The 22147-nt window shown below is 39.2% G+C and carries 20 protein-coding genes; 8 read left to right on the top strand and 12 right to left on the bottom strand.

Translation table 11 applies throughout. From position 1 onward, the window contains the following. Positions 1 to 11: 11 nt before the first annotated feature. Both ABIB30_RS18520 and ABIB30_RS18515 read right to left on the bottom strand, forming a co-directional pair. Entirely contained in the window at positions 12 to 887 is an 876-nt protein-coding gene (locus tag ABIB30_RS18520) for a metallophosphoesterase family protein (protein WP_354304535.1), read from the bottom strand. Positions 888 to 892: 5 nt separating this feature from the next. Beyond that, on the bottom strand, positions 893 to 1573 hold the full coding sequence (locus ABIB30_RS18515) for an ArsR/SmtB family transcription factor (protein ID WP_354304534.1): 681 nt from the start codon (positions 1571 to 1573) through the stop codon (positions 893 to 895). Positions 1574 to 1711: 138 nt separating this feature from the next. Between ABIB30_RS18515 and ABIB30_RS18510 the strand changes: the two genes are divergently transcribed. Next, positions 1712 to 2047, top strand: coding sequence for a hypothetical protein (locus ABIB30_RS18510; protein ID WP_354304533.1), 336 nt, complete (start codon positions 1712 to 1714; stop codon positions 2045 to 2047). Between the two features lie 4 nt (positions 2048 to 2051). Here ABIB30_RS18510 and ABIB30_RS18505 read toward each other — a convergent pair whose 3' ends face one another. After that, positions 2052 to 3773, bottom strand: a complete 1722-nt coding sequence (locus ABIB30_RS18505) for a patatin-like phospholipase family protein (protein WP_354304532.1) — start codon at positions 3771 to 3773, stop codon at positions 2052 to 2054. Positions 3774 to 3821: 48 nt separating this feature from the next. After that, complete coding sequence (locus ABIB30_RS18500) at positions 3822 to 5705, bottom strand: gamma-glutamyltransferase family protein (RefSeq protein WP_354304531.1); 1884 nt, start codon at positions 5703 to 5705, stop codon at positions 3822 to 3824. A 233-nt stretch (positions 5706 to 5938) separates the two neighbouring features. On the opposite strand from ABIB30_RS18500, the gene ABIB30_RS18495 reads away from it, so the two are divergent. After that, positions 5939 to 6523 carry a PhnA domain-containing protein gene (locus ABIB30_RS18495; RefSeq protein WP_354304530.1) on the top strand — a complete coding sequence of 195 codons (585 nt, stop codon included), beginning with the start codon at positions 5939 to 5941 and terminating at the stop codon, positions 6521 to 6523. Between the two features lie 61 nt (positions 6524 to 6584). Here ABIB30_RS18495 and ABIB30_RS18490 read toward each other — a convergent pair whose 3' ends face one another. Next, a complete protein-coding gene (locus ABIB30_RS18490; protein ID WP_354304529.1) occupies positions 6585 to 7916 on the bottom strand; it encodes an FKBP-type peptidyl-prolyl cis-trans isomerase in 1332 nt (443 codons plus the stop codon). 167 nt (positions 7917 to 8083) lie between these two features. Between ABIB30_RS18490 and ABIB30_RS18485 the strand changes: the two genes are divergently transcribed. After that, complete coding sequence (locus ABIB30_RS18485) at positions 8084 to 9283, top strand: FAD-dependent oxidoreductase (protein ID WP_354304528.1); 1200 nt, start codon at positions 8084 to 8086, stop codon at positions 9281 to 9283. 47 nt (positions 9284 to 9330) lie between these two features. Then, the gene (locus ABIB30_RS18480) at positions 9331 to 10056 is read left to right on the top strand and encodes an IclR family transcriptional regulator (RefSeq protein ID WP_354304527.1); all 726 of its coding nucleotides are present in this window, start codon (positions 9331 to 9333) and stop codon (positions 10054 to 10056) included. 72 nt (positions 10057 to 10128) lie between these two features. Here ABIB30_RS18480 and ABIB30_RS18475 read toward each other — a convergent pair whose 3' ends face one another. Continuing rightward, positions 10129 to 11082, bottom strand: coding sequence for an aldo/keto reductase (locus ABIB30_RS18475; protein WP_354304526.1), 954 nt, complete (start codon positions 11080 to 11082; stop codon positions 10129 to 10131). 103 nt (positions 11083 to 11185) lie between these two features. Continuing rightward, positions 11186 to 12040, bottom strand: coding sequence for an AraC family transcriptional regulator (locus ABIB30_RS18470; RefSeq protein ID WP_354304525.1), 855 nt, complete (start codon positions 12038 to 12040; stop codon positions 11186 to 11188). Between the two features lie 88 nt (positions 12041 to 12128). Here ABIB30_RS18470 and ABIB30_RS18465 point away from each other — a divergent pair, with 88 nt between their 5' ends. The 3 genes from ABIB30_RS18465 to ABIB30_RS18455 all read left to right on the top strand — a co-directional run bounded on the left by ABIB30_RS18465 (position 12129) and on the right by ABIB30_RS18455 (position 15265). After that, positions 12129 to 13301: an MFS transporter gene (locus tag ABIB30_RS18465; RefSeq protein WP_354304524.1), complete on the top strand. Its 1173-nt coding sequence runs from the start codon at positions 12129 to 12131 to the stop codon at positions 13299 to 13301. Further along, positions 13298 to 14038, top strand: a complete 741-nt coding sequence (locus ABIB30_RS18460) for a metallophosphoesterase family protein (RefSeq protein ID WP_354304523.1) — start codon at positions 13298 to 13300, stop codon at positions 14036 to 14038. Before ABIB30_RS18465 ends, ABIB30_RS18460 begins: the two co-directional genes overlap by 4 nt. Before the next feature lie 75 nt (positions 14039 to 14113). Next, a complete protein-coding gene (locus ABIB30_RS18455; protein ID WP_354304522.1) occupies positions 14114 to 15265 on the top strand; it encodes a helix-turn-helix domain-containing protein in 1152 nt (383 codons plus the stop codon). Positions 15266 to 15328: 63 nt separating this feature from the next. On the opposite strand, the gene ABIB30_RS18450 is transcribed toward ABIB30_RS18455, so the two are convergent. The 3 genes from ABIB30_RS18450 to ABIB30_RS18440 are packed head-to-tail and all read right to left on the bottom strand — an operon-like array spanning position 15329 to position 19301. After that, positions 15329 to 16906 (bottom strand): MFS transporter, encoded by a 1578-nt coding sequence (locus ABIB30_RS18450; protein ID WP_354304521.1) that lies wholly within the window; start codon positions 16904 to 16906, stop codon positions 15329 to 15331. A 3-nt stretch (positions 16907 to 16909) separates the two neighbouring features. Beyond that, the gene (locus tag ABIB30_RS18445; RefSeq protein ID WP_354304520.1) at positions 16910 to 17959 is read right to left on the bottom strand and encodes an HlyD family secretion protein; all 1050 of its coding nucleotides are present in this window, start codon (positions 17957 to 17959) and stop codon (positions 16910 to 16912) included. 1 nt (position 17960) lies between these two features. Next, positions 17961 to 19301, bottom strand: a complete 1341-nt coding sequence (locus ABIB30_RS18440) for a TolC family protein (protein WP_354304519.1) — start codon at positions 19299 to 19301, stop codon at positions 17961 to 17963. A 196-nt stretch (positions 19302 to 19497) separates the two neighbouring features. Here ABIB30_RS18440 and ABIB30_RS18435 point away from each other — a divergent pair, with 196 nt between their 5' ends. Next, complete coding sequence (locus ABIB30_RS18435) at positions 19498 to 19884, top strand: nuclear transport factor 2 family protein (RefSeq protein WP_354304518.1); 387 nt, start codon at positions 19498 to 19500, stop codon at positions 19882 to 19884. A 40-nt stretch (positions 19885 to 19924) separates the two neighbouring features. Here ABIB30_RS18435 and ABIB30_RS18430 read toward each other — a convergent pair whose 3' ends face one another. After that, positions 19925 to 20443 carry an N-acetyltransferase gene (locus ABIB30_RS18430; protein WP_354304517.1) on the bottom strand — a complete coding sequence of 173 codons (519 nt, stop codon included), beginning with the start codon at positions 20441 to 20443 and terminating at the stop codon, positions 19925 to 19927. Between the two features lie 186 nt (positions 20444 to 20629). Then, positions 20630 to 22039 (bottom strand): aminotransferase-like domain-containing protein, encoded by a 1410-nt coding sequence (locus ABIB30_RS18425; RefSeq protein WP_354304516.1) that lies wholly within the window; start codon positions 22037 to 22039, stop codon positions 20630 to 20632. Between the last annotated feature and the right edge of the window lie 108 nt (positions 22040 to 22147).

The following is a 22147-nucleotide window of genomic DNA, read 5'->3' as shown; positions in this document are numbered from 1 at the left end:
TTTTAAATATACTATAATGTCTTAAATAATTTAACTGCTGTTTCTATATGGTTGCCATTGATAGTAATTAACCTGTAGCCAAATGTCAAAGTATCAATCTCAATTTTTTCTGATAATTTCACTATCTGGTAAGAACATGCCGGTGAGGAGTATTGCCGTATATTTCCAACAGTCAATTCATCAGTCATATGATAATGCCCGCAAAAAACCAGCACTTCTTTTTGAAGCGCCGATAGCAATAACTTAATTTCGTCCCTTCCTTTTAAAGCAGCGCCTATTTTATCAAGGGGAGTTTTGATTTCCAAAACAGGATGATGTATAAAAAGTAATATTTTCTTATCCGTGTTTAACTCCTGCCCAAGCCAGTTCAGCTGGGCCGGACTAAAGCTATTGGAAGAAGAATCTAAATAAATAAATTTAAAGTTTCCTTCTTCATAGGCATAGTTCAGTTCATTTCCAGGTTTAGCATCTTGTTTATTGCCGCTTTCATCACCATATTTATCGGGATGTGTATGGTATTGATCCTTTTTATAGTCCTGATTCACCTGCATATAGTACTGATTCGACTGTTTATAATATCGGTCCACCGGTTTATAGTACCGGTCCACCTGCGGATAGGTATCATGATTACCAAGCACCATTAAAAGCTTGAAATTAAATTCATCCATAGTTTCAAAGAACCATTGATTAGCTTCCTGAGTACCAATATCACCGCCGAATATGATTTCAGTAATGCCAACCGAACGGATATCTTCCAGAATAAATTTCAGGTTATCCTTATGTTCTTCTGTATTTTCCACATATCGCATGTGACCAGTCTCTTCATCAAGTATAATTTTCTGACCTAAATGTGCATCCGTCAGGTAAGCAATAGTTTGAATAGCCATACAGGTTAAATTTTAACGCCTAATAAATCATATAAGTTCGACTGACCCTTAGCAGTAATCATTAAAGTTCTGGAATCATGAATTTTTCTCATCCAGTCTTCTGCAATCATTTTTTTTAGGATGACCATGGCCAGCGAACCTGCCAGATGCGGCCGTCTCTCGCTCCAGTCAAGGCAAGGTCTGGCGAAAGGACGTTTTTGCTTTAATAAACTGTCCGTGTCAATTCCGAAATTTTTTAAAAAAACCTCCCCTTTGGCAGTCATTTCGTAACGCTGGTCTTTCTCTATCAAGTATTCCATTGCGAGTAACCTTTCGTTAATGATTACCCCTGCCCTGCCAGCAATATGATCATAACAGGTTCTGCAATATTCAAAAGGGATATCTTTAGTGACCGGAACAATCTCCTGTTTTTGATGCGGAACCAAGTTTGACAATGCTTCAATAGCATAAGCAACTTCGGGTCTTGCATAACTAAAATACCGGTGACGCCCCTGATTACTCACTTTTAATAAATCGGCCAACACCATTTTTCCAAGATGCATACTTGCACTTTGCGGGGATACACCGGCTACTAAAGCCAGTTCGGTTGCCGTATAAGCTTTACCATCCATCAATGCCCATAACATTTTAATACGTGCTGGTTCACCAATCAATCCTGCCACACTGGCTAAATTTTCAAGTTCCATTTTTCAAATATAGCCTATTGCCAAAACACATACTTCATCCTGGAATGAAATGTTCATTTTAACAAAAACCATCATTCTACGATAAAAGAACAGGAAGCTACATTAAATAATTACCTTTGGTATTTATAAATTTCCATAATGAATAAGCTTGTAGCCCTATTATTAATTTGTTTCTTATTTAGTTCTTGTGTTAAAACGAATGACGGACCTTATTCCGACTACAGATTTGAAGTATCCTGCGACAATTGTGTAATCTCCATTAAAAATGGCTTTGATGTCCAGACTTACAACGTTTATGGCTACCGTTCCATTCCCTTCAATCATAATCTGCCTGTTATAAATGTATCATTGTATACTAATAACAATAGAGATTATACGACAGTTAAATTTCTTGGCAGCGGTTATAACCGGATATTATTTGATGATGATCTTTATTACGATGATCCAACAACTTATATCGACTTCAATTTATAATATACTATTTAAGCAGCTGCCAGCGGTTAAGTTCATCCTTAATTGTTGCCAGCATGGCTTTGGTAATCATCCCCCGCAATAAAATCCGGGTTCCAATCCATAAAAAGAACTTTTGTACTGGCTTATATTTCACCAGATTAAGAATCAGTGCTTGTACACGTCTTTTCAGTACACCATTATATTGGCTGATCGCTTCCCAGCTTTGCACTGGCCAGTTGCTGCCAGAACTAAAAGCTAATTGAGGAAACGTATAATCAACATCACCTACTATCGGAATAATCTGCCAGTTGCCATCTACCTTTGAACGATATTTATCGGAATCAATTCCATGATATCCGGCTTTAAAAATTGGATTTTCATTTTTGGCCAGCTCAGGAATTGTAAAATAATCGCGCAAAAATATTTTACAGTTATGCCTGCCCAGGAAATAATCGTGCACCCTGAATTCTTTGTTCAAAAAGCCACTAAAGCCTCCCAATGCACCGCATGCAATAGCACGCTCTCCTTGAAGATCAACTTTAGTACCGTCCGTTTTTCTTAATTCCCTGGAAGGGTCAATCAGAAACTGACCAGCGCAACTTTCATTCATTGCATCTACAACTTGTGTGGCTTTCGATCGCATCTGGCTCACCATCGCTGATAAAGTGAGTCCCATCACATGCATTAATTTATCAAACAGCTTAATGTCAACTGGCTTTGTACTGGGAAACGGTGCAATCATTAATACTGTGGAATTGAAAGTATTGTAATCATTGTATAGTGCTGGGGCCTGCTGCCCGCAAACCGCACTTAATACTTCCCTTACTTTATCAAAAGGTTCATTATTAATCATGCCTCCATCAACATTCAGCGATTGATAAGGATCAGTAGTAATCTGAATTGCCCGAAGCATTTTTTCATCAAACAACGGATTATTATTGACGACATCTTTAGAACGGGTAATTTTTCTCGCTTTGAATCCGACTGGAAATGCGCCTGTAGCCAGCGCAGCATCAACTGCGATTTGAGCATTAGTTCCGGTCCTGAAATTAAGCGGCATCCAGCCTGAAGAATGGTTAACTGACTGCTCTTCTGAAGTCAGTTCAAAACAAGCATAATCCTGGTGGACTTTCATATAATAAGGGCGTCTTGTGCCACTCGCATTAAAGTTCACATTATAGGTAAACCCGCCAAGATTGCTTAGTGTAGTAAATAGTTTTAGTTTACGAGGGAAAAAAGAGGGTAAAGGTTTCCAGCTAACAGACTCAGGATCTTTAGGTTTCAACACCCGGTCAGCGATTTCATCAATAAAAATGCAATTAAGTGCAGAGACGATTGTTCCTTCAATATCATCGTTCCTGAGCATTCTGTCAAACATATCTTTGTCAGTGAGGTCTACCCACGAATGATATAAAATATGATCTTTATGCTCCGCTAAGATATCATGCCCAGGATGTTCAATCGGATGCATTTCACGCTGTAAAGCCGCAGCAGTAAGCATAGCGGTCATCCCTCCTGCCGAAGCACCGCCCATTACTGGTATTTCGATTTGATGCTGGGGTATACCTGGCTGCCCTCTTACTTTTTCATAAGCTTCCAAAGCCTCCAGCAGATAATCCATCACACCCGCCGTATAAGCCCCGGCAGATACTGCACCAGCCATACAAATTCCCAGATGGAATTTTCCAGGTTCAGCCGCAGGAGATTTCTCCTGTTCATTAGTTGGATCAGGTATACCGTTCATCATTGAAAATTATCCCTTAAGATACAAAAATTACCAGCCTATGCTATAAAATTACCAGCCTATGCCATAATCTTCGCCATGATTACTGGATCCTCCCCAAAGGCCGCCATGTTTCCAGTCAAAATAAACTGCATTCACCGGGCCACTTGTTCTAGCTCCAAAACTTAAGGTGTAGCCCATTTTCTTTAATTCGTCCCTGACCACTTGTGTGGTGTTATCATTTAATAAGATCTGTCCGGGCTTAGGCTGACGGTCTGTTGTTTTCGTACCGCCCAGCGAAAGCCAGAGTTGATTGGTATTGAAGTTTGCAGCTTCTGTAGCTTGCTGTACATTCATTCCGAATTCTGTTACATTTAAAAAGAACTGCAACAGGTTCTGATCCTGCGTATCCCCACCCTGAACGGCAGAAGCTAAAAATGGTTTTCCATCTTTTAAGGCCATAGAAGGAGATAAAGTTACCCTCGGTCTTTTACCTGGCCCCACTACATTGAAAGGATTTAAGGTAGAGTCCAACACAAAACTTTGCATCCGCTGACTCATCCCCATCCCTGTTTTCCCGGCAATACAAGCTGGCAGCCACCCACCGCTAGGAGTCATCGAAACCACCCAGCCTTCTTTATCAGCGGCTTCTACAGAAGTAGTACCTAACCATAGTCTGTCCTGATAAGCTGCATCGGGCATATTATTGGTCATATCATGTGCAGGTGCAAAGTTCCGTTTTGTCGTATCCAGTTCATAGCCCCTGTCTTTCAGCAGTTTGATATAAGGGTTTTTTCTTCCCTCAAAAGGATATGGATTACCAGGGCCTATAGCCACATCATTTCTATCATATTGTATAAGTTTTGCTCTTTCTTTTGCATATTCCTTGCTTAATAAGCCTTTCATAGGCCCCTTTGGCCCATTGGCAGGATCACCGTAATAAAAGTCACGGTCTGCAAATGCAAGATTCATCGCTTGATATAAGGTATGAATATACTTTGTACTATTATATCCCATGCCTTTCAAGTCAAAATTTTCCAGGATATTTAGTGCTTGCAAAAGCATTGGGCCCTGCGTCCATTGTTGTAATTTATAAACATCAACTCCTTTGTAGTTGACCATTAGCGGCTCTTCTTCCAAAGGTTTCCATTTGGCCAGATCCTCCATTGTAATCAACCCGCCTTGTTCCTGACTGCTGCGTACAAATTCCCGGGCAATATCTCCCTTATAAACACGATCATAAGCAGCCATAATTGCTTGTTTCCTATTCTTTCCCTGCTTCAAGGCTGTTTTTTCTGCTGCTACCATTTTCTGAAGTGTAGCCAGTAAATCTTTTTGAACAAAGATTTCTCCCGCTTCAGGTGCCTCTCTTTTTTCACCAGGATGTGTCAGAAAAACTTCCTTGCTGTAAGGCCATTCCTTAATCTTATCTTTTCCACGTTCAATACTATTGGCTGCCTGCGCTTCTATCGGGTAACCTGCTGCCATTTCCATAGCCGGAGAAAGTACTTGTTCCAAACTTAACGTCCCATAATTGGCCAGCATATACAAAAGACCGCCGGGCGTACCGGGAGTAGTTGCGGCCAGAGGGCCATATTCAGGAGGAAAATTATAGCCTTTATTTTTAAAGAAATCTACAGTCGCTCCGCTGGGTGCTACACCCATTGCATTAATTGCGATTACTTTTTTAGTTTTTGGATTATAGATCAATGCCTGGGTTTCGCCTCCCCAGCTTAAAGTATCCCACATGGTACAAGTTGCAGCCAGCATCGCACAAGCTGCATCTACTGCATTTCCGCCTTTTTGAAAGGTCATAGCCCCTGCTGTAGCGGCCAGCGGTTTACCCGTAATCGCCATCCAGTTCTTACCATGTAATACTGGTTTCTGGGTTTGCTGCGCGGCAGCAGGAAAGATGGAAACTGCGGAAATAAATAATGCGGATACAAGTTGTTTCATAAAACCCAAAATAAGAAAAAATAGCAGACCTCTCCGGGGTATTTTAAACGATTTTGTCACAATGTGGATACTGCCTTCTGACCTTGAAGAATACTGACTTCTGACCTTGAAAAATACTGACTTCTGACCTTGAAGGATACTGCCTTCTGAACTTGAAAAACACCATTAAAAGTAGAAAACCTTATTTCCGGCTAAAATAATTATCTTCGCGCTCTTTATTTTAACAGAAGGATATGAAATTGGAAGAACAATTGCTGAAAAGAAGCGAAAATCAATGTGAGTTATGCGGATCCGGAGAAACTCTTAAATTATATGAGGTCCCACCACAGTCAAGCAGCAATGAAGATAATTGCATCATCATCTGTGAGAAATGTCTTGCACAAATTGACAGAAAAGAAGAACTGGATAGCAAACACTGGAGTTGTTTAACGACAAGCATGTGGAGTGAAACACCTGGAGTACAAGTAGTTTCATGGCGTATGCTTAACCGTCTGAGCAATGAAAGCTGGGCAATGGATAATCTGGACATGATGTATCTTGATGACGAGAGATTAGCCTGGGCAAAAGCTGCTGGCGGATTAGACAACGATACCAGTGTGGTGGAAGTACACAAAGATAGTTTGGGTGCAGTATTGCAAACTGGTGATACTGTAGTATTAACCAAGTCTCTGGACGTAAAAGGTTCTCAGTTAAACGCTAAAATGGGTACGGTGGTCAAAAACATCCGATTAGTAGATAATAATACCGATCAGATAGAAGGTAAAATCGAAGGGCAGGTCATTGTGATCCTGACTAAATATGTCAGAAAACAAGGATAAAATATACAATTAACGCAAAAAGCCTCATTAATCATGAGGCTTTTTGCATTTAATCAATAGCTCAGGGATGCGCTACTTTCAAAAGCTCCACTTCATAAATTAAAGCCGCACCAGGTGGGACTTCTTGTGTCCCTGTATCTCCAAAAGCCAGTTTAGCAGGAATATAAAGCATCCATTTAGAGCCTTCGGGCATCATCAGCACGGCTTCTCCCAAACCGTCGAAAGCCTTATCTAAATGGTGTACCCAAGGTTTTTTCTCGTCATAGGTGCTCCATATCTTTTTACCATTAACCAGCGTAGCAGTAAAATTGAGACTTACCCTATCTTCCATGGCCGGTTTTTCACCATTCCCCTGTTTTATAATTTTATACTGCAAACCTGATGGGGTAACTCTTACGCCAGGCCTGGTCTTATTTTTCGCCAAAAAGTCTTCGCTTTCTTTATAGATCCCTGCTTTTTTCGGTTCGGCAGGAAAAGCATCGCGATAAGCTTTATTAGGCTTTAAATAGATTTTTTTCTGCATATAATCCAGAATAACATCAAAACGTTTGATCACTTCCATGCCTAAAATCCCTAAATAACCATCTTTAGGTTCAGCCTGATCATTAATCGTCAGCCTGATGCCCATCTTACCAAAATTAAACCCATTAAATGATATAGAATTAATGGTTGCCAGCTGATCTTGTGTGGTCGCATTTAAGCCTCTGCCCGTTTGTACACTGGTTTCTCCTAACTTGCTCTCGAAGTTATGATACTTACTAAAAGGAGTACTCACAATCAGCGTAAAAACATTGCCGGTATCAAACATGACCCTGCCCGTAAAAGTCTCCCCGTTTGCTAAAGTAACAGAAATCGGAAAGCGAGGGATGAGTATGTTTTTATTAAATTCAAAAGGAATCACGGTATAACCTGTTGTATCAACTGATTTAATCCGATCATAAAATGATATATTTTTACGTTCAAAGTCGAGCTTTGTTACATATTTGCTCAACACTTCATATCCGATAATACCATCCAGTTTTACGCCGATCGCTTCAGAAAGCGAAGCGAAATTTATCAAGACCATATTGACATCTTTAATTTCAAGGTTTCCTATTTTTAAGTTCTGATGTAAAGCCATTTTATAGTTCTGGGTTCCTCCGGATCCGCCAACTGCAACTGTTTCGCGGTTCTCTTTACTAATACCAACACGCTCTGCGGTCAGTGAATCTATTGATATATTGGTTGCACCGGAATCAAAAATAAAGTTTAATGAATCACTATGATTGGTTTGTACTTTGACGATCAGATGCGATCCGCGGGTTTCATATGGAATCTGTGCCAGCTGTGCTTTCAATTCTGTTTGACTCATGAGCATGGCCCCTGCTATCCATAAATACTTCGCTACTTTCATGCATATGTTTTTTAGTGAACACGAAGGTATAGAAGGTCACGCAACCCGCTGTCCTCTACTGTCTGTATGGAATTACCGTATATAGTCTAACCATTCCCCTGATTTGGTTGGTAAATGCTGTTATTTTATGCCAGAGTTTTGTCTTAATATCAAATGATACAAATACAATGAATGAAAAACCTGATAAAATAGATATTGCGATCATCGGAGCTGGCCTGGGTGGGCTTACTTTAGCACAGGGCCTGAGAAAAAATAACATTTCTTTTCAAGTATTCGAAAAAGATAAGGCAGTGAACAGCAGAACTCAGGGTTACCGGATCAGAATTGACGAAACTGGGCAAAAGGCTTTGGCCAATTGTCTTTCAAAAGAACTTTATGACGCATTTGCTGAGAGTTGCGCACTACCGTCGCTGGGTGTACGCACCTTGAATCCACAATATGAAAAACTAACTGATAAATGGGTTGATTCCTGGAGTGACAATGCAAATGATAAACTACCAGACTTAAAAGCTAACCGACTTACTATGAGAGAAGTACTCTTATCAGATTTAGGTGAACAAATTAGTTTCAATAAGGAATTTGTAAACTATGAGGAATTAGCAAACGGCAAAATCTGCCTGTATTTTAAAGACGGAACAACTATACAGGCAGATCTGGTAGTCGCTGCCGACGGTGTCCATTCCAAATTATGTGCCTTAAGATTCCCTGAGAATCACCTATTTGATACAGGCAACATTAATATTTACGGAAAAACATTTTATACAGCTGAAGTCCAAAAATTAGTAGCTGCAGAATTACAAACTGGTACCTCTGTTATTTTCGGAGAGGAAATAGCCTTGGTTATGGATGCGATGCAGTTTAAAGAACACCCAGCCGGTTTACAGCTTAGTTTTCAGCAAGACTATATTTACTGGGCATTTATTGGTAACCGTCACCGTTTCGGCCTAAGCATGGAAGAAAAACTGCTGTTTTCCCCGGCAGAAATTCTGTTACGTATTCAAAAGGTAACCAGCTCGTGGGCTCCCACATTTCAAGCCTTATTTGAGCTCGCTGACCCGGCCACACTCACGTTAACCCCAGTAAAAATAGCTTTACCCGAAAAAACCTGGCGCAGCAACAAGATCACAGCATTGGGAGATGCGATACATGCCATGAGTCCCGCTGGTGGATTAGGCGCTAACTCAGCACTTTATGATGCTGCTCTGCTGACCGGAAACTTAGTCAAAGCAGCTCGGAAAAAGATTGATTTAGCCTATGCTATTTCCGATTACGAAACAACTATGCTGAACCACAGCATCAATGCAGTAAATGCTTCAAATCAAGGCGGGCAAATACTTTATGCAAAACAGCAAAGCGTGAACAATTAAGAATATCTCAGCTGTAAACCGTAAATTTGTTCCATATTAATGAACTCATGATTCAATCTGTTAAAAGAACGTTTGATATTCTGGAGTATATCGCTAAGAATGGTAATATCGTCCGGCTGAATGATATTGCACAAGCCTTAGCGCTCAATAAAACTACAGTACATAATTTTCTGGATTCGCTTAAACAGTTGGGTTATCTGGAACAAGATGACCTGAGTCCAAGGTATCAGATTACGCCAAAATTGCAATGTCTTTATGCGCCGGATATTTCGGCTGTTCTGCTAAAAAAAGAATTACGTCCGGTATTGGAGAGGATCACTGAGGGTACTAAAGAATCTTCTTATCTGGCTGTTCAGATGGGTGCATTTTATCGCCATGAGCTGAAATGTGAACCCAACAGGGCTGTGAAAATTTCATTAAAAATGGGTAAGCCGTTTGAAATGACAACTACAGCGATCGGAAAAGTCTTTCTTACGTACTCTGCTTATTTGCAGACTAACCAAATCAAGTATCATGGGGAGGAATATTTTTCAGGAATGCTGAACGAAATTAAGGAAATCGAATCTTGCGGCTATGCTTTAGATGTCCAACAGTATGATCCGGATTTAAATTGTGTTGCCGTTCCTTTATTTTATCAGCGGAAAATTATTGCGGTGCTTTGTGTATCCGGCCCCTCCTACCGGTTTGGCAAGCCGCAATTTGCTGAAGCGATCCAGGTGATCAATGCAGCTTTAAAGGATCTTCCCAAATATAGCACACAACTGCTTCCTTAAAGGAGTATATTTAAAAGCAAAGCCCTTTCTCTTTTTGAAAGAGAAAGGGCTTTGTTGATTTCAGCTAAAAACTTACAGTGCACTCGCTGTATTTAAAAGTACAACGGACTCCTGATCCAGGTTCAATTGTGTCGCTCTGATTAAATCGTCTAATTGCGAAATATTCGTTGCACTTGCAATTGGGGCCGTTACTGCCGGATTTGCCAGCAACCAGGCAATAGCTACTGCTGCCGGATTCGTATTGTATTTTGAAGAAACTTCGTCTAATGCATTCAAGATCCCGAAGCCTCTGCTCGTCATATATTTCTCTACAAAAGCGCTTCTTTTACTGTCCTGCAAATCTTCGACCTTTCTGTATTTGCCAGTTAAGAATCCGCTGGCCAATGAAAAGTAGTTAATTACACTGATTCCATTGGCTGTTGTAACGGGCTTAATATTTTTCTCAAAATCGGCTCTATCAAAGAGGTTATACTCTGGTTGGAAAGTTTGATATTGAGGTAAACCATTTGCTTTACTCACTTCAAGAGCGGCAGTTAACCGTTCTGCTGTGAAATTTGAAGCACCGATAATCCGGACTTTACCTGCTTTAATCAAAATATCATAAGCTTCCAGGGTCTCTTCAATTGGCGTATCAAGATCATCATAATGAGATTGATACAAATCAATATAGTCAGTTTGCAAGCGGTTCAGGGAAGCTTCCACAGCCGAAATGATATAAGCTTTGCTAAGCCCTTTTTTAGTGGCACTTAGTTCTGCTCCAACTTTGGTAGCCAATACAATCTGACTCCTTTTATTCGATTTTTTCAACCATCTCCCAATTGCCTTTTCCGACTCCCCGCCTTCCAGACCATCAACCCATGCAGAATAAACATCTGCGGTATCAATTGCATTGAAGCCATTAGCTGTAAAATGATCCAGCAATTTGAACGTCATCTGGTCATCAGTGGTCCAGCCAAATACATTAGTTCCAAATACTAAAGGTGCAATGCTTATAGATGAAGTACCTAAGTTTCTTTTTTGTATCATGATTGTTTATTTTAAATTCAGTTCTCAAAAGTACATCATTAGTAAATAACCAGAGACACAATAAATATAAAATGACAGTTTGTTCCGTATGATTGAACTTATACTAGATTCCAGTTTCACCTCTCGATTTCTTCCTGATATCTTTGGGATTAACACCACCCTGATTTCTCAGAAATTTATTGAAATGGCTTAAGTCTGCAAAACCGAATTCGTTGCTGATTTCTTTAATCATAGAATCCCCGAATTTTAACCGGTTTTCAATCAGTTTGAACTTATAATCACTAATGTATTTTTTAATGGAAATACCCATTTGCCGTTTGAACAAAGTGCTTAAATGGTTCGGGGATAGATTAAATTGGTGAGACAAAGTATTTAAGTTCAAACTTTCCGGATGGTGAATGTGGATATGAATATGATTCATAATCCCGATGAATAAGTTTCCGTTTGGCAGGTGATCTGGAATTGCCTGATGAAGGGCATTTCGTTTAATTAAAGCAAAAACACTTCTGATCAGATAAAAGATAACTTCATTTGATGTGTTTTTTTCTTGCCATTCCCGGACGATCATCCGCATAATATGATCAATTTTATCCAGTTCATCTTCCGATTTCACCAGGCAGGAGTCGTAAGCATTACTCACCACAAGCAGATGATCAATCAGCTTATTCCATTCATTTTTAGCAGATTCATTTGCTGCACCATCCAGATAGACATTGTTGAATTTCAACACACTGAATTGCGTTTCCTCCTGGATAACCAAAGTATGATAATCTGCTGGTGCTAATAAAAACATACATTTCCCCCGGTAAGCGCTCGTCGCGCCATTTAGTTCGTGATATCCACTCCCGCAATGGATAAACATCAGTTCAAAATGGTTATGGTTATGTACAGGGTACGGCCATATGCTAGTCGTAAAATGCCTGATAAAAAGAGGCTCGTGCTGAATAAATCGCTCCAATTAATAAGTTTTGACAAATATACCGTTTAAATGTACAATTTGTAAGCTTTTTACAAAGGTAGGTTTGTAGCCAGAATTAGAAGAGCGCATGACATCAGAAAAATCAAACTTACATCCTGCAATTATCCCTTTAATGGCAGTCTCAGCCGGGGTTATTGTGGCAAATATTTATTATAACCAACCTATATTAAACGAAATTGGACAAGCGCTGCAGGTGAGTGAAAGCCAGATTGGAAAGGTTTCGATGCTTTCGCAATTAGGCTATGGCTTAGGCATGTTTTTTTTATTGCCGCTGGGCGATAAACTGAACCGCAAAAACCTGATCCTTCTGCTTTGCGGCCTGCTCATCGTGACATTGACCCTTTTTGCTTTTTCTTCTACCTTAACGGGAATCTGTATCCTGAGTTTTTTTGTAGGCCTTTTCTCTACACCAGCACAAATTATCTTACCGATGGCTGCGACTTTGGGCAAACATAACAGGGGTAAAAATGTTGGACAGGTTTTTAGCGGGATACTGGTTGGTATTCTGGGAGCCAGGGTATTGAGTGGATTAATTACAGAATGGTTGGGATGGCGCTATGTTTATGGGATTTCGGCGTTCATGGTTTTGACCATGACTATTTTGCTTAAATTATATCTGCCAGAAGTCACTCCCAAATTTAAAGGAAGTTACCTGAACCTTTTGAAATCCACACTGGCTTTGGTTAAGGAATACCGCGTTTTAAGACAGGCAGCTTTATTAGGTGCTTTCACTTTTGGTGTGTTCTGCTCGTTCTGGACGACATTGACTTTCCATTTAAGCAGTGCCCCACTGAATTACCATACCGGAACAATTGGTCTGTTTGGCCTGATTGCTATTGGCGGGGCTTTAGTTGCCCCCTATTTTGGGAAACTAGCCGACAAGGGTGATGTTTACAATTCTTTGCTGCTCACAGTTTCTATGATCATCGGTAGTATCCTGTTAATTAAGGTGTTCCCTTATTCGATACCTGTATTAATTATCAGCGTTTTCTTTTTGGATATTGGTGTACAAGCCACCCAAATTACCAATTTTACCCGTATTTACAGTTTGCATGAAGATGCACATAGCCGGTTAAATACGATTTATATGACCACTTATTTTATCGGTGCAGCGGTAGGTACCTATTTTGGTCTGCTGAGCTGGAAATTAGGGCAATGGGGGCTTTCGACTTCTCAAATGTTATTATGGAGTGGTATCGCTTTATTAATTGTCATCATTTCAAAGCGTTACAAATCATGAGCCTGATAGCGATATTTAGTGATGTGCATGGAAATTTACCTGCACTTCAAACTGTTTTGGAAGATATTGAAAAACGAAAAGCGGATCAGGTATATTGTCTGGGCGACCTGGTAGATTTTGCGCCCTGGACAAATGAAGTGATCGAAACGATCAGGGATCTGCAGATTCCTTGTCTGCTGGGGAATCATGATGAACGGATCGCTTTTAATCACGAAGTTATTCCGCTTGCAAAACACAATCAGGAAGAAACCCGGGCAAGGATAGCTGCAATCAATTTTACAAAAAACACGATTAAAGAAGATTGCAAAACATATTTGGCCGGAATGCCTTCTCAATTAAAAATCACTTTTAAGTTGAAAGGAAAGCCTTTTCGTATTTTACTAGTGCATGGCAGTACCAGGAGTAATGAGGAATATATTTATGAGGACCACGAATTAAACGATGTTCGCGGAATGCTGGATCAGGAACGAGCAGATATATTGGTGATGGGACATACACATGAATCGTATATCAGGGCTATTCCTTCTGAGGGTAAGGATCAGATGGTGATCAACTGTGGTTCTGTTGGCCGGTCAAAAGAAGGAAAGCCAATGGCGGTCTATCTTTTGATAGCAATTAATGAACATAGTGTACAGGCCGAACTTATTAAATTAGCTTATCCTGTAGAAAAAGTGGTGAAGGCAATTCACGAAAGTAATATCCCCGATTTTTATGCCCGTTTTCTGGGGTCAGTTTAAGACAGGTACTCAATATAATATTGTGTAATTAAACAATATATTTAATTTAGTGAGGTTGACACTAATACGCGCTAAATGGATAGTAAAAGTTTGATAAGCATTATCAGTCTGATTGCAGTTTTTGTTTCTGTCCTTTTATCATTTTTTCTGCTCACTGTAAATAGTGAAAGAAAGTTAGGGAATGTTCTGCTGGCTGGCTTTATTCTACTGAATGCAATTGATCTGAGCGCCTGGTTCATTTACGATTTCACCAAACTTCATCCCGATCTGGAGCTATTCAGACGTTCTACTTCCTGGTTGATCAATCCTGTGTTTTATTTGTATGCCTTATCCATTTGTTTTTCTGATTTCAGGTTAAAAGCTAAACATTTGCTGCATGCGCTTCCTTTTATAGGCTATAACCTGTTACTATTGCCGAAGTTTTATCTGACGGATATAAAGCAAAAATCATTTTTTCTTGAACATTATGGAGATGGGTCAGCAGCAAAAATCATGTTGCTGGCAGGGCATTTGCAGTTTGCATGCTATTTTATTGGTGTTTTCCTGGTTTTAAGAAAATACAGGAAGATTTACCTGGAAAACTATGCAGATAGCAGGACAATCACTTATAAATGGCTATTTCAACTTACGGTTGTGATCACGGTTGTACATTCTATAGTTACGTTAAAAGATATTTTAAAGTTTACTGTCAGTACAGATGTGTTTAACGGTGCACAAATTATTGTTGGAATCAATGCGGTATTCATCTTATGCTGGTTCATATTGAAGGCTTTATATTATCCAGACCTTTTTAGAGGGATAGACTCTACAATTCAGCCTGCGGAAAATCTAGTGCTGGAAGATCATTTAGCCAACCAGCCGATTAAAGGGGTTTTAAGCCTGCAGGATCAAAAAGAGCTTCAACGCATCAGGGACTATATGGTTCAAAAAGAGCCGTATCTTGAACCTGCACTGACGATACAGGACCTTGCCAATCAGATCAATATGCCTGTAAAGGATTTGTCTATTCTGATTAACAATCACCTGGACCAGCATTTCTTTGATTTTGTAAATGTATACAGGATTGAAAAGGCAATGAAAATTCTGAAAGACCCGGCAAAGGCTAAATTGACTATCCTTGAAATTTTATATGAGATAGGATTTAATTCTAAATCATCTTTTAATACTTCGTTTAAAAAACATACTGACCTCACGCCTACTGAATACCGAAAAAAGTATACACAATAGCCTACTTTACAGACAGATCACAGTTAAATCAAAACGATACAATTACAGTACTATTTACACGAATTAATAAGGCATTACTTTGCTCCTGAAAACCAGCAACACCTGTTTGACTCCTGGTAAAAAAATGATAAGAATTATAATCACACTAATCATCAGGATCATTAAAGAATAATAATCCATAGCTGATCTCAAAAACACCTGATTTGCAATAGATTTATTAAGTAATGCAGCAGCAGTTTCCTGAGTATTTCCAATACCATTTCCACTGTAAGCTACTCCTGATTGTAAGTCACTTATTTTCTCAGTGTATAAAGGGTTTAATGCCGTAACATACTGACGAAAATCATTAAAGTGTATACTTTTATAGTATAGCTGGAAATAGTTTGCGATTGCAAGACCGATAGATAAGCCAAGAAATCTGCTCGCAACACCAATAAACGGCGTAGATCCGACCATAGAGATTGGTGCTGCTGAAGACATAAATACAACAAGAGGAACCATCAGCCAGCCCGTTCCAAATCCCTGTAGAAAAAGAGGCAGATATAATTGATTATCCTCCACATTTGCTGAAAAGAGAAAGTACATCAAAAGATGAAAAACCAGCAGCGCAGCAAAGCCTGTAATCCACAACACTTTGGCTTCCGTCTTGAGCAGTACAAACCGGACTGAAATAGCCATACCCAGTACAATCCCGGCAATATTCGCTCCCCAAAATGGAATAAGATGTATAGCATCCAATCCGAGAATCTGCTGTGCAAAAATATAGGTAAAGCCCGTTGTGCCTTTACAGATATAATATAAGGCAAGTAACAATAATCCATTCCGGACATTCGCAAACCGAAGCAACCTGAGTTGTAGTAAAGGGCGCTTCAAATGCAATTGCCGGTAACTAAACAGCCCGGCTGAAATGACAATTCCCAGCGATAACAGCTTTATTTTCTGTGCTGAAAACCAGTTTAACTGCTGTCCATATACCAGAATATACCCTGCTGAACAAAGTATAAATGTATAAAAAACATAACTTATCCAGTCTAATTGATAAAGCGGAAACTTCTTTTTGATCCTGATATTTTTCATAATCAAGAGCATTAATACCACTCCCGGAATTTGCATAAGTATCAATAAATAGAATAAATGATTGAATTCATAACGATAAAGTATCCAACTGCAAAAAATGGCACAAACCGGAATCGAGGCTTGTATGACGCCATAAAAAACACCATATCCCAGGGCTCTTGCTCGTTGTTGTGGTAACTTATAAAAGATAAGATTCAAACAAAAATTACATAACATACTACAGGATAAACCCTGAATAAAACGACAGATCATCAGTGTAGCCACGTCGCGGGTTATTGCACAAATATAATAGCTCACGATATTGATCAATGTGGCTGTAATAAAATAAGGCTTCGGTTTTAAATACTTAAAAAACCGATCATCAACGGGAAAAAAGCTAACTAGTGCGGCATACATTAATACGATTGAAAATTGTACATCAGCAGGTTCTATTCCATAATAACCACTGGCTTCAGAAATATTACTGAAGTAGAGTGCAAAAACCAGCAGACCAGGAAGTAAAACCAAGAATATTGTTAATCTGATCAGCCAGTCTGGAGCCCATTCTTTAAAAAAACTATCCATATTTTAATGATTAATAGAAACATTAGCATTCATTCCGGCTTTTAATCCTGCAGTTTTCTCCGGAATATCAGTCAGCCGGATACGAACTGGAATACGCTGAATGGTTTTCACAAAGTTCCCTGTTGCATTGTCGGGTGGTAATAGTGAAAAACGGGAACCTGTGGCAGGAGACTGTGATTCGATCACACCATGAAAAGTATATCCGGGATAAGCATCAACAGTAATCAAAGCAGGTTGATTGCGCTTGAATTTTCCGGTCTGGGTTTCTTTGAAGTTAGCAATGACCCATTTGCCAGCGTCCTGGTTTACAATGAAAGTGAGTACCTGTCCTGCTTGCACCAGCTGCCCAACCTGGATGTTTTTCTTCCCTACCCGGCCTCTATAAGGAGCCAAAATCACCGTATAATTGAGATTCAATCTTTTTAACCCCAGCATTGCATCTCTTTTTTTGATTTCTGCCTCGATGGATGCTTTTCGGGATTGTGCTTCTTTAACCTTTGAAAGCGATGCTTGATAATTGCTAAGGGTAGTCTGGTATTCAGATTTAGCGATTTCAAAAGCTGCCTTTATGTTATCAAATTGTTGTTGTGTTGCAGATTCACCAGTTAACAATTTTTGATAACGGCTATATTCTTGTTCTTGTCTTATTAGTTTAGCTTTGGCTGCACTGATTTGTGATTGCGTTACCTTCGCTGTATTTTGAAGTACTACTATGCTGCTTTCCAAAACATTAATCTCTGCTGCTGCATTGGCAAGGGAAGCTTCAGCTTCTTGCTGTTGAATTTGATATTCATTATTATCAATGATAACCAGCGTGTCTCCTTTACTGACTTGCTGATTTTCTTCAAAATTGACTTTTTTGATATAACCGTTTACCCGTGTACTCACTGGATTTACATACTCTTCAATCTGTGCATCATTTGTTTCTTCATAATGATAACTGCCCCAGACGTATTTTCCTCCCCATAGTATCAATCCCGCAAGCAGGATAATTGCCGAACATTTAGTAAAAAAAGTGACCAGCTGATCGGTACGATTGACTTTATTTTCCATATTATAGTTTTCCAACTGTTTTAAGTAATTGATAGTATTGAATGATAGCGGTAACCTTTGCGTCTTCCAGGTCAAATTTTGATTGCAATAACTGTGTATCTGCATCCAGTAAATCTGTTAGCAAAGCCAGCTGATTAAAATAGCCTTGCCGAACAATCCGGTAATTTTCTGTAGCGAGCCTGATGTTTTCTTCTGCAACCTCCACCCTTTTTAAGGCTTCGTTGAATCTGATATATACATCCATAGTTAATTGTCCTGTTTTATCCTCCTGGTCAGCCAGCAAAATCTTTTGTTTAGCGGATTCCAGGTTCGCAATGGCGAACCGGTGCTTATTTTGATACAATGCTGATAGTGGCATGGCTATTCTGATTCCAGCAGATCCTAATCCATATACCCTTTTGATGGTTGGATAGAAAATATTGTCGGGAAAAGCATAGCCGTAGTTTGCCAACAACTCTACTTTAGGCATAAAAGCTGCTTGAACCTGTTTCTGTCTGAATAAAGCAATGCGCGTTCTTTGGGTAGCAATTTTAATTTCATAACCCTCAGTTTGTGCAGTACTCATCAACAATGCTAAATTTTCTTCCTTCTGTAATTGTGGTTTTACAATGGAATCTGTTAAGGTGAATTCTTGCGGTCTGGGTATCCCTAATAATAATTTCAATTCATTTTCAGCGAGCAGAATAGTATTGTTAACCTCAATCAGTTTCATTTGCTGTCTGGAAATCTGTAATTCTGCTCTTAACAAATCGCTCCGTAAAACCACCCCGTTTTTAAACAGCACTTTCATTTGCAGCTGTCTCTTTTCTTCTTCTTTCAAATTGGCTAAAAGCAAGTTTCTGAATTGCTGACTGCGTTGTACATGGTAATAAGTCGCAGCTACTTTTAACTTCTGTTCTGCCAATTGTTGCTTTTGCTGCTCAATAGACATGTATTTTGCCTCTTCCTTTTCTTTAATATAATTATTAAGTTGTTTTCCCTGGTATAGCATCAGGGATGCGCTGGCATCCAGATTAACATTATCGGGAGTAAGATGAATCTTCTTTGATTTGGAGAGCCCATCCTCAAAGGCTGTCATAGTTGTAAAACGAGTATAACTTGTGCCCGCTTGTATGGAAGGCAACCTTTTAGCTTTTGCGTCTTTAAATTCTTCATCTCCCTGTTTAGTGTTTATTAGCTGCGCTGCAACTTCCTTGTTATAGGCGGATGCTCTTTCCCAAGCCTGGTTCAGACTGAGTCTTATAGGCTCATGTTCAATATCCTGACCAAACACAGCAGGCCCCTGCAATAAAAACACAATACAGAAGATTGAATAACTGATTTTAATTTCCTGTTGTTTCATCTTACAAAATTCACCAATCACAGTTCGATTAATTTTATATAATTGGCCATATATTTATTAATTTTGGCCATATAGATTTACTAGCGCAAATCAGCAAAGAAATTAATTTCCTTCCGCGAATAGTCCAATCATTGCCACCGATCTGCCATTGTACAGCAGTTTATCCATGATAATTTTGTAGTCAAATAATATAGAGATGATAGATTATAAATCGCGTTTGAAAGAGGTGTTTTCAGAAGTACTTGAAAACCCTGTTTACAATGAAGAGCTTGTTGGTAAATATTTCAGTCCAAATTATGTGCAGCATGTAGATGGTAAGATGCTGAATTTTGAGGGCTTCAATCAGCATATGAAAACGCTGAAAAAAGATATGCCTGAGATTCAAATTGATATCAAAACATTAGTTCAGGAAGGCTACACTGTTTTCTCCAATCATATCGTTAGTAAAAAATCGGCCGGGGATATGAAAATACAGGTTATCGGAGAATTCCGTTTTCAGGGTGATCAAATATGCTACTGTGATGAACTGACTTATTTAATTAGCGGGGACCCGAAAGACAGAGATCTGGGCTCCAGAATTTAGCAATAAGGAGCAGCAAGTTCTGTAAGCTGCTCCTTAAAAACTAATTTTCTTTAATCAGATAACGCATCGGGATGTTTGGATGAATAAGTTCATTCCTTTCTGTTATAGGATGAAGTCCATGGGCTTCAAAAAAAGATATCAACGGACTATCAACTTGTTCTGTCAACCATATTGATTCATAGCCCTTACCAATAGTTAAGCATTTATCGAGCAAAGATTGTTTAGCCTCGCCAGGTAAATATTCCTCTAAAACACAGAAATCAGCAATAGAGACTGCTTTTTTACCTTCCAATAATCCAGGTCTTTTGCCCTGAGTAGTTATAAATGCATAACCAGCTGCTTTTTCATCCACATAGACAACGAGCCACTGGTTACCAAAACTATTCATTTCATCAATTATTTGTTTATCATTATAATGAAGAGAAATATATGCTTCAATAATTTCTTCATTTACTAAATGGGCATATTTTTCTAAAGCGATAGTCCTGGTCAGGTACAATAATTCAGAAATCGCATCTTCTGTTGCTACTTTGAATTTCGTGATAACTTTTTGATCCATGATTTTAATTTTATAGGATCAAAGGTAAACAGGATCATCAATCGATACAGATACACATTGCAGCTAAATGACCGATACAGTAAGCACCTGATATCATTTATTAGCATACCCGTATTATTATCCGTAGATTTCTGTATTATTGGCCTCGTAGATTTATGCATTATTGGCGTCCGTAGATTTCTGAATTTACAACATGGTTTTACCTGCAAGCTTCAACCCTTCAATACGCTTTGCAGAATACTGATCAGCAAATACTATTCTGAAAAACTGTTTAAAATCACTGGAGAAAGAAAAGGTCTCTCCCGGTGTAAATTTTACGCCAACTTTTTCGCAATGCAGATAAAAATCTTTGATGTCAATCTCATCCGCAAGCTTCACCCATAAATTATATCCGCCTTCGGGCATAGTCACTTGCGTACCTTTTGGAAAATAAGTACTCAGCAAATTAAGTGTATGGTAAGCATTTTTTGATAACTGGGTTCTGAAAGTTCGGATATGCCTGTCATAACTATTCGAATTCAGCAATTTACTTACGGTTTCCTGGTAGACAGGAGCAACCGTGCTGCCGGTCGAAAATTTCACTTGTTCTGCTTGTTGAAAAAACTGTCCTGCAGACAGCCAACCCAGCCGGATTCCCGCAGCGAGTGTCTTAGCGTACGAAGAATAGGTCATCACCAGCCCGCTTTCGTCAAATGATTTAAGGTTAGCTGGTCTTTGCCCGGTGAAATTTAAATCTCCATACACGTCATTTTCAATGATAGCTATCCCCTGATATTGTGCAACGGCCAGTAATTGTTTTTTCTGTTCGTCAGTAAGTAATATCCCTGTAGGGTTTTGAAAATTCGGGGTCACTACAATCGCCTTTATTTTTGTAGCAGAAACTGCCTTTTTTAAATGCCCGATATCAAATCCAGTCTGGAAGTCCATTGGAATCTCTACAACTTTTAGCCGTAAGGTATTAATTACCTGGAGAATGGAAAACACACAAGGACTTTCTACAGCAACTACATCACCGGGAGAACAAATGGAAACCAGGGCAATGTATAACGCCTGCAGTGCACCATCGGTAATGATCAGCTCATCTGCATTAAGCCTTGGATTGTAATGTGCAGCATGCTTGCAAATATTATGTTTTAATTCTTCGGATCCTGTTGAAGGATAGTATCTTAATAGCCCTGCACCTTGTTCTCTGATTACTTGTTGCATAGTTCTCAAAATCATTTTTTGAGGGACTAACAAATCTCCCGGAGCAGCTACATTAAACTCGGTTAAAGAATTCCGGCCGGTACGCAAAGAAGTTGTTTGTGAGAGTTTATGCTTAAACACAGCATCTCTGACTACCGGCATCCGTTTCACACCACCTATACCGACCTGATTTTCAGGCAAATTAGAAACATAATAACCAGATTTTTGAATACTTTCTACCAGACCTTTACTTACTAAATAGTCAAAGCCTTGCTGTACTGCCCCCGTACTCATTGCATATTTTCTCATTAAAGCTCTCACCGACGGTAATTTATGTCCCGGTTTATAGACTCCTTCTTTGATCTGGGCTTCAATAATTATTGTAAATTCTTCATATCGGTATTGTTTCATAGCCAAACTGTATTGGTATATTTTAATAAAATAACACCTGTATCCCAAAGGTAACAAATAACAACCAGCAGAAATATTAAGTATTTTAATAAAAAAATAAACAATACG

Origin of the sequence: Pedobacter sp. UYP1 (assembly GCF_040547305.1) — a bacterium.
In the GTDB taxonomy this organism is placed as follows: domain Bacteria; phylum Bacteroidota; class Bacteroidia; order Sphingobacteriales; family Sphingobacteriaceae; genus Pedobacter.
Note: the sequence above shows the minus strand (reverse complement) of the source record. Positions and strands in the feature narration are given on the sequence as shown.

Bases quoted from the DNA above. Each gene is read 5' to 3' on its own strand.
- ABIB30_RS18520 (WP_354304535.1), bottom strand. From the start codon at position 887: ATGGCTATTCAAACTATTGCTTACCTGACGGATGCACATTTAGGTCAG.
- ABIB30_RS18515 (WP_354304534.1), bottom strand. From the start codon at position 1,573: ATGGAACTTGAAAATTTAGCCAGTGTGGCAGGATTGATTGGTGAACCA.
- ABIB30_RS18510 (WP_354304533.1), top strand. From the start codon at position 1,712: ATGAATAAGCTTGTAGCCCTATTATTAATTTGTTTCTTATTTAGTTCT.
- ABIB30_RS18505 (WP_354304532.1), bottom strand. From the start codon at position 3,773: ATGATGAACGGTATACCTGATCCAACTAATGAACAGGAGAAATCTCCT.
- ABIB30_RS18500 (WP_354304531.1), bottom strand. From the start codon at position 5,705: ATGAAACAACTTGTATCCGCATTATTTATTTCCGCAGTTTCCATCTTT.
- ABIB30_RS18495 (WP_354304530.1), top strand. From the start codon at position 5,939: ATGAAATTGGAAGAACAATTGCTGAAAAGAAGCGAAAATCAATGTGAG.
- ABIB30_RS18490 (WP_354304529.1), bottom strand. From the start codon at position 7,916: ATGAAAGTAGCGAAGTATTTATGGATAGCAGGGGCCATGCTCATGAGT.
- ABIB30_RS18485 (WP_354304528.1), top strand. From the start codon at position 8,084: ATGAATGAAAAACCTGATAAAATAGATATTGCGATCATCGGAGCTGGC.
- ABIB30_RS18480 (WP_354304527.1), top strand. From the start codon at position 9,331: ATGATTCAATCTGTTAAAAGAACGTTTGATATTCTGGAGTATATCGCT.
- ABIB30_RS18475 (WP_354304526.1), bottom strand. From the start codon at position 11,082: ATGATACAAAAAAGAAACTTAGGTACTTCATCTATAAGCATTGCACCT.
- ABIB30_RS18465 (WP_354304524.1), top strand. From the start codon at position 12,129: ATGACATCAGAAAAATCAAACTTACATCCTGCAATTATCCCTTTAATG.
- ABIB30_RS18460 (WP_354304523.1), top strand. From the start codon at position 13,298: ATGAGCCTGATAGCGATATTTAGTGATGTGCATGGAAATTTACCTGCA.
- ABIB30_RS18455 (WP_354304522.1), top strand. From the start codon at position 14,114: ATGGATAGTAAAAGTTTGATAAGCATTATCAGTCTGATTGCAGTTTTT.
- ABIB30_RS18450 (WP_354304521.1), bottom strand. From the start codon at position 16,906: ATGGATAGTTTTTTTAAAGAATGGGCTCCAGACTGGCTGATCAGATTA.
- ABIB30_RS18445 (WP_354304520.1), bottom strand. From the start codon at position 17,959: ATGGAAAATAAAGTCAATCGTACCGATCAGCTGGTCACTTTTTTTACT.
- ABIB30_RS18440 (WP_354304519.1), bottom strand. From the start codon at position 19,301: ATGAAACAACAGGAAATTAAAATCAGTTATTCAATCTTCTGTATTGTG.
- ABIB30_RS18435 (WP_354304518.1), top strand. From the start codon at position 19,498: ATGATAGATTATAAATCGCGTTTGAAAGAGGTGTTTTCAGAAGTACTT.
- ABIB30_RS18430 (WP_354304517.1), bottom strand. From the start codon at position 20,443: ATGGATCAAAAAGTTATCACGAAATTCAAAGTAGCAACAGAAGATGCG.
- ABIB30_RS18425 (WP_354304516.1), bottom strand. From the start codon at position 22,039: ATGAAACAATACCGATATGAAGAATTTACAATAATTATTGAAGCCCAG.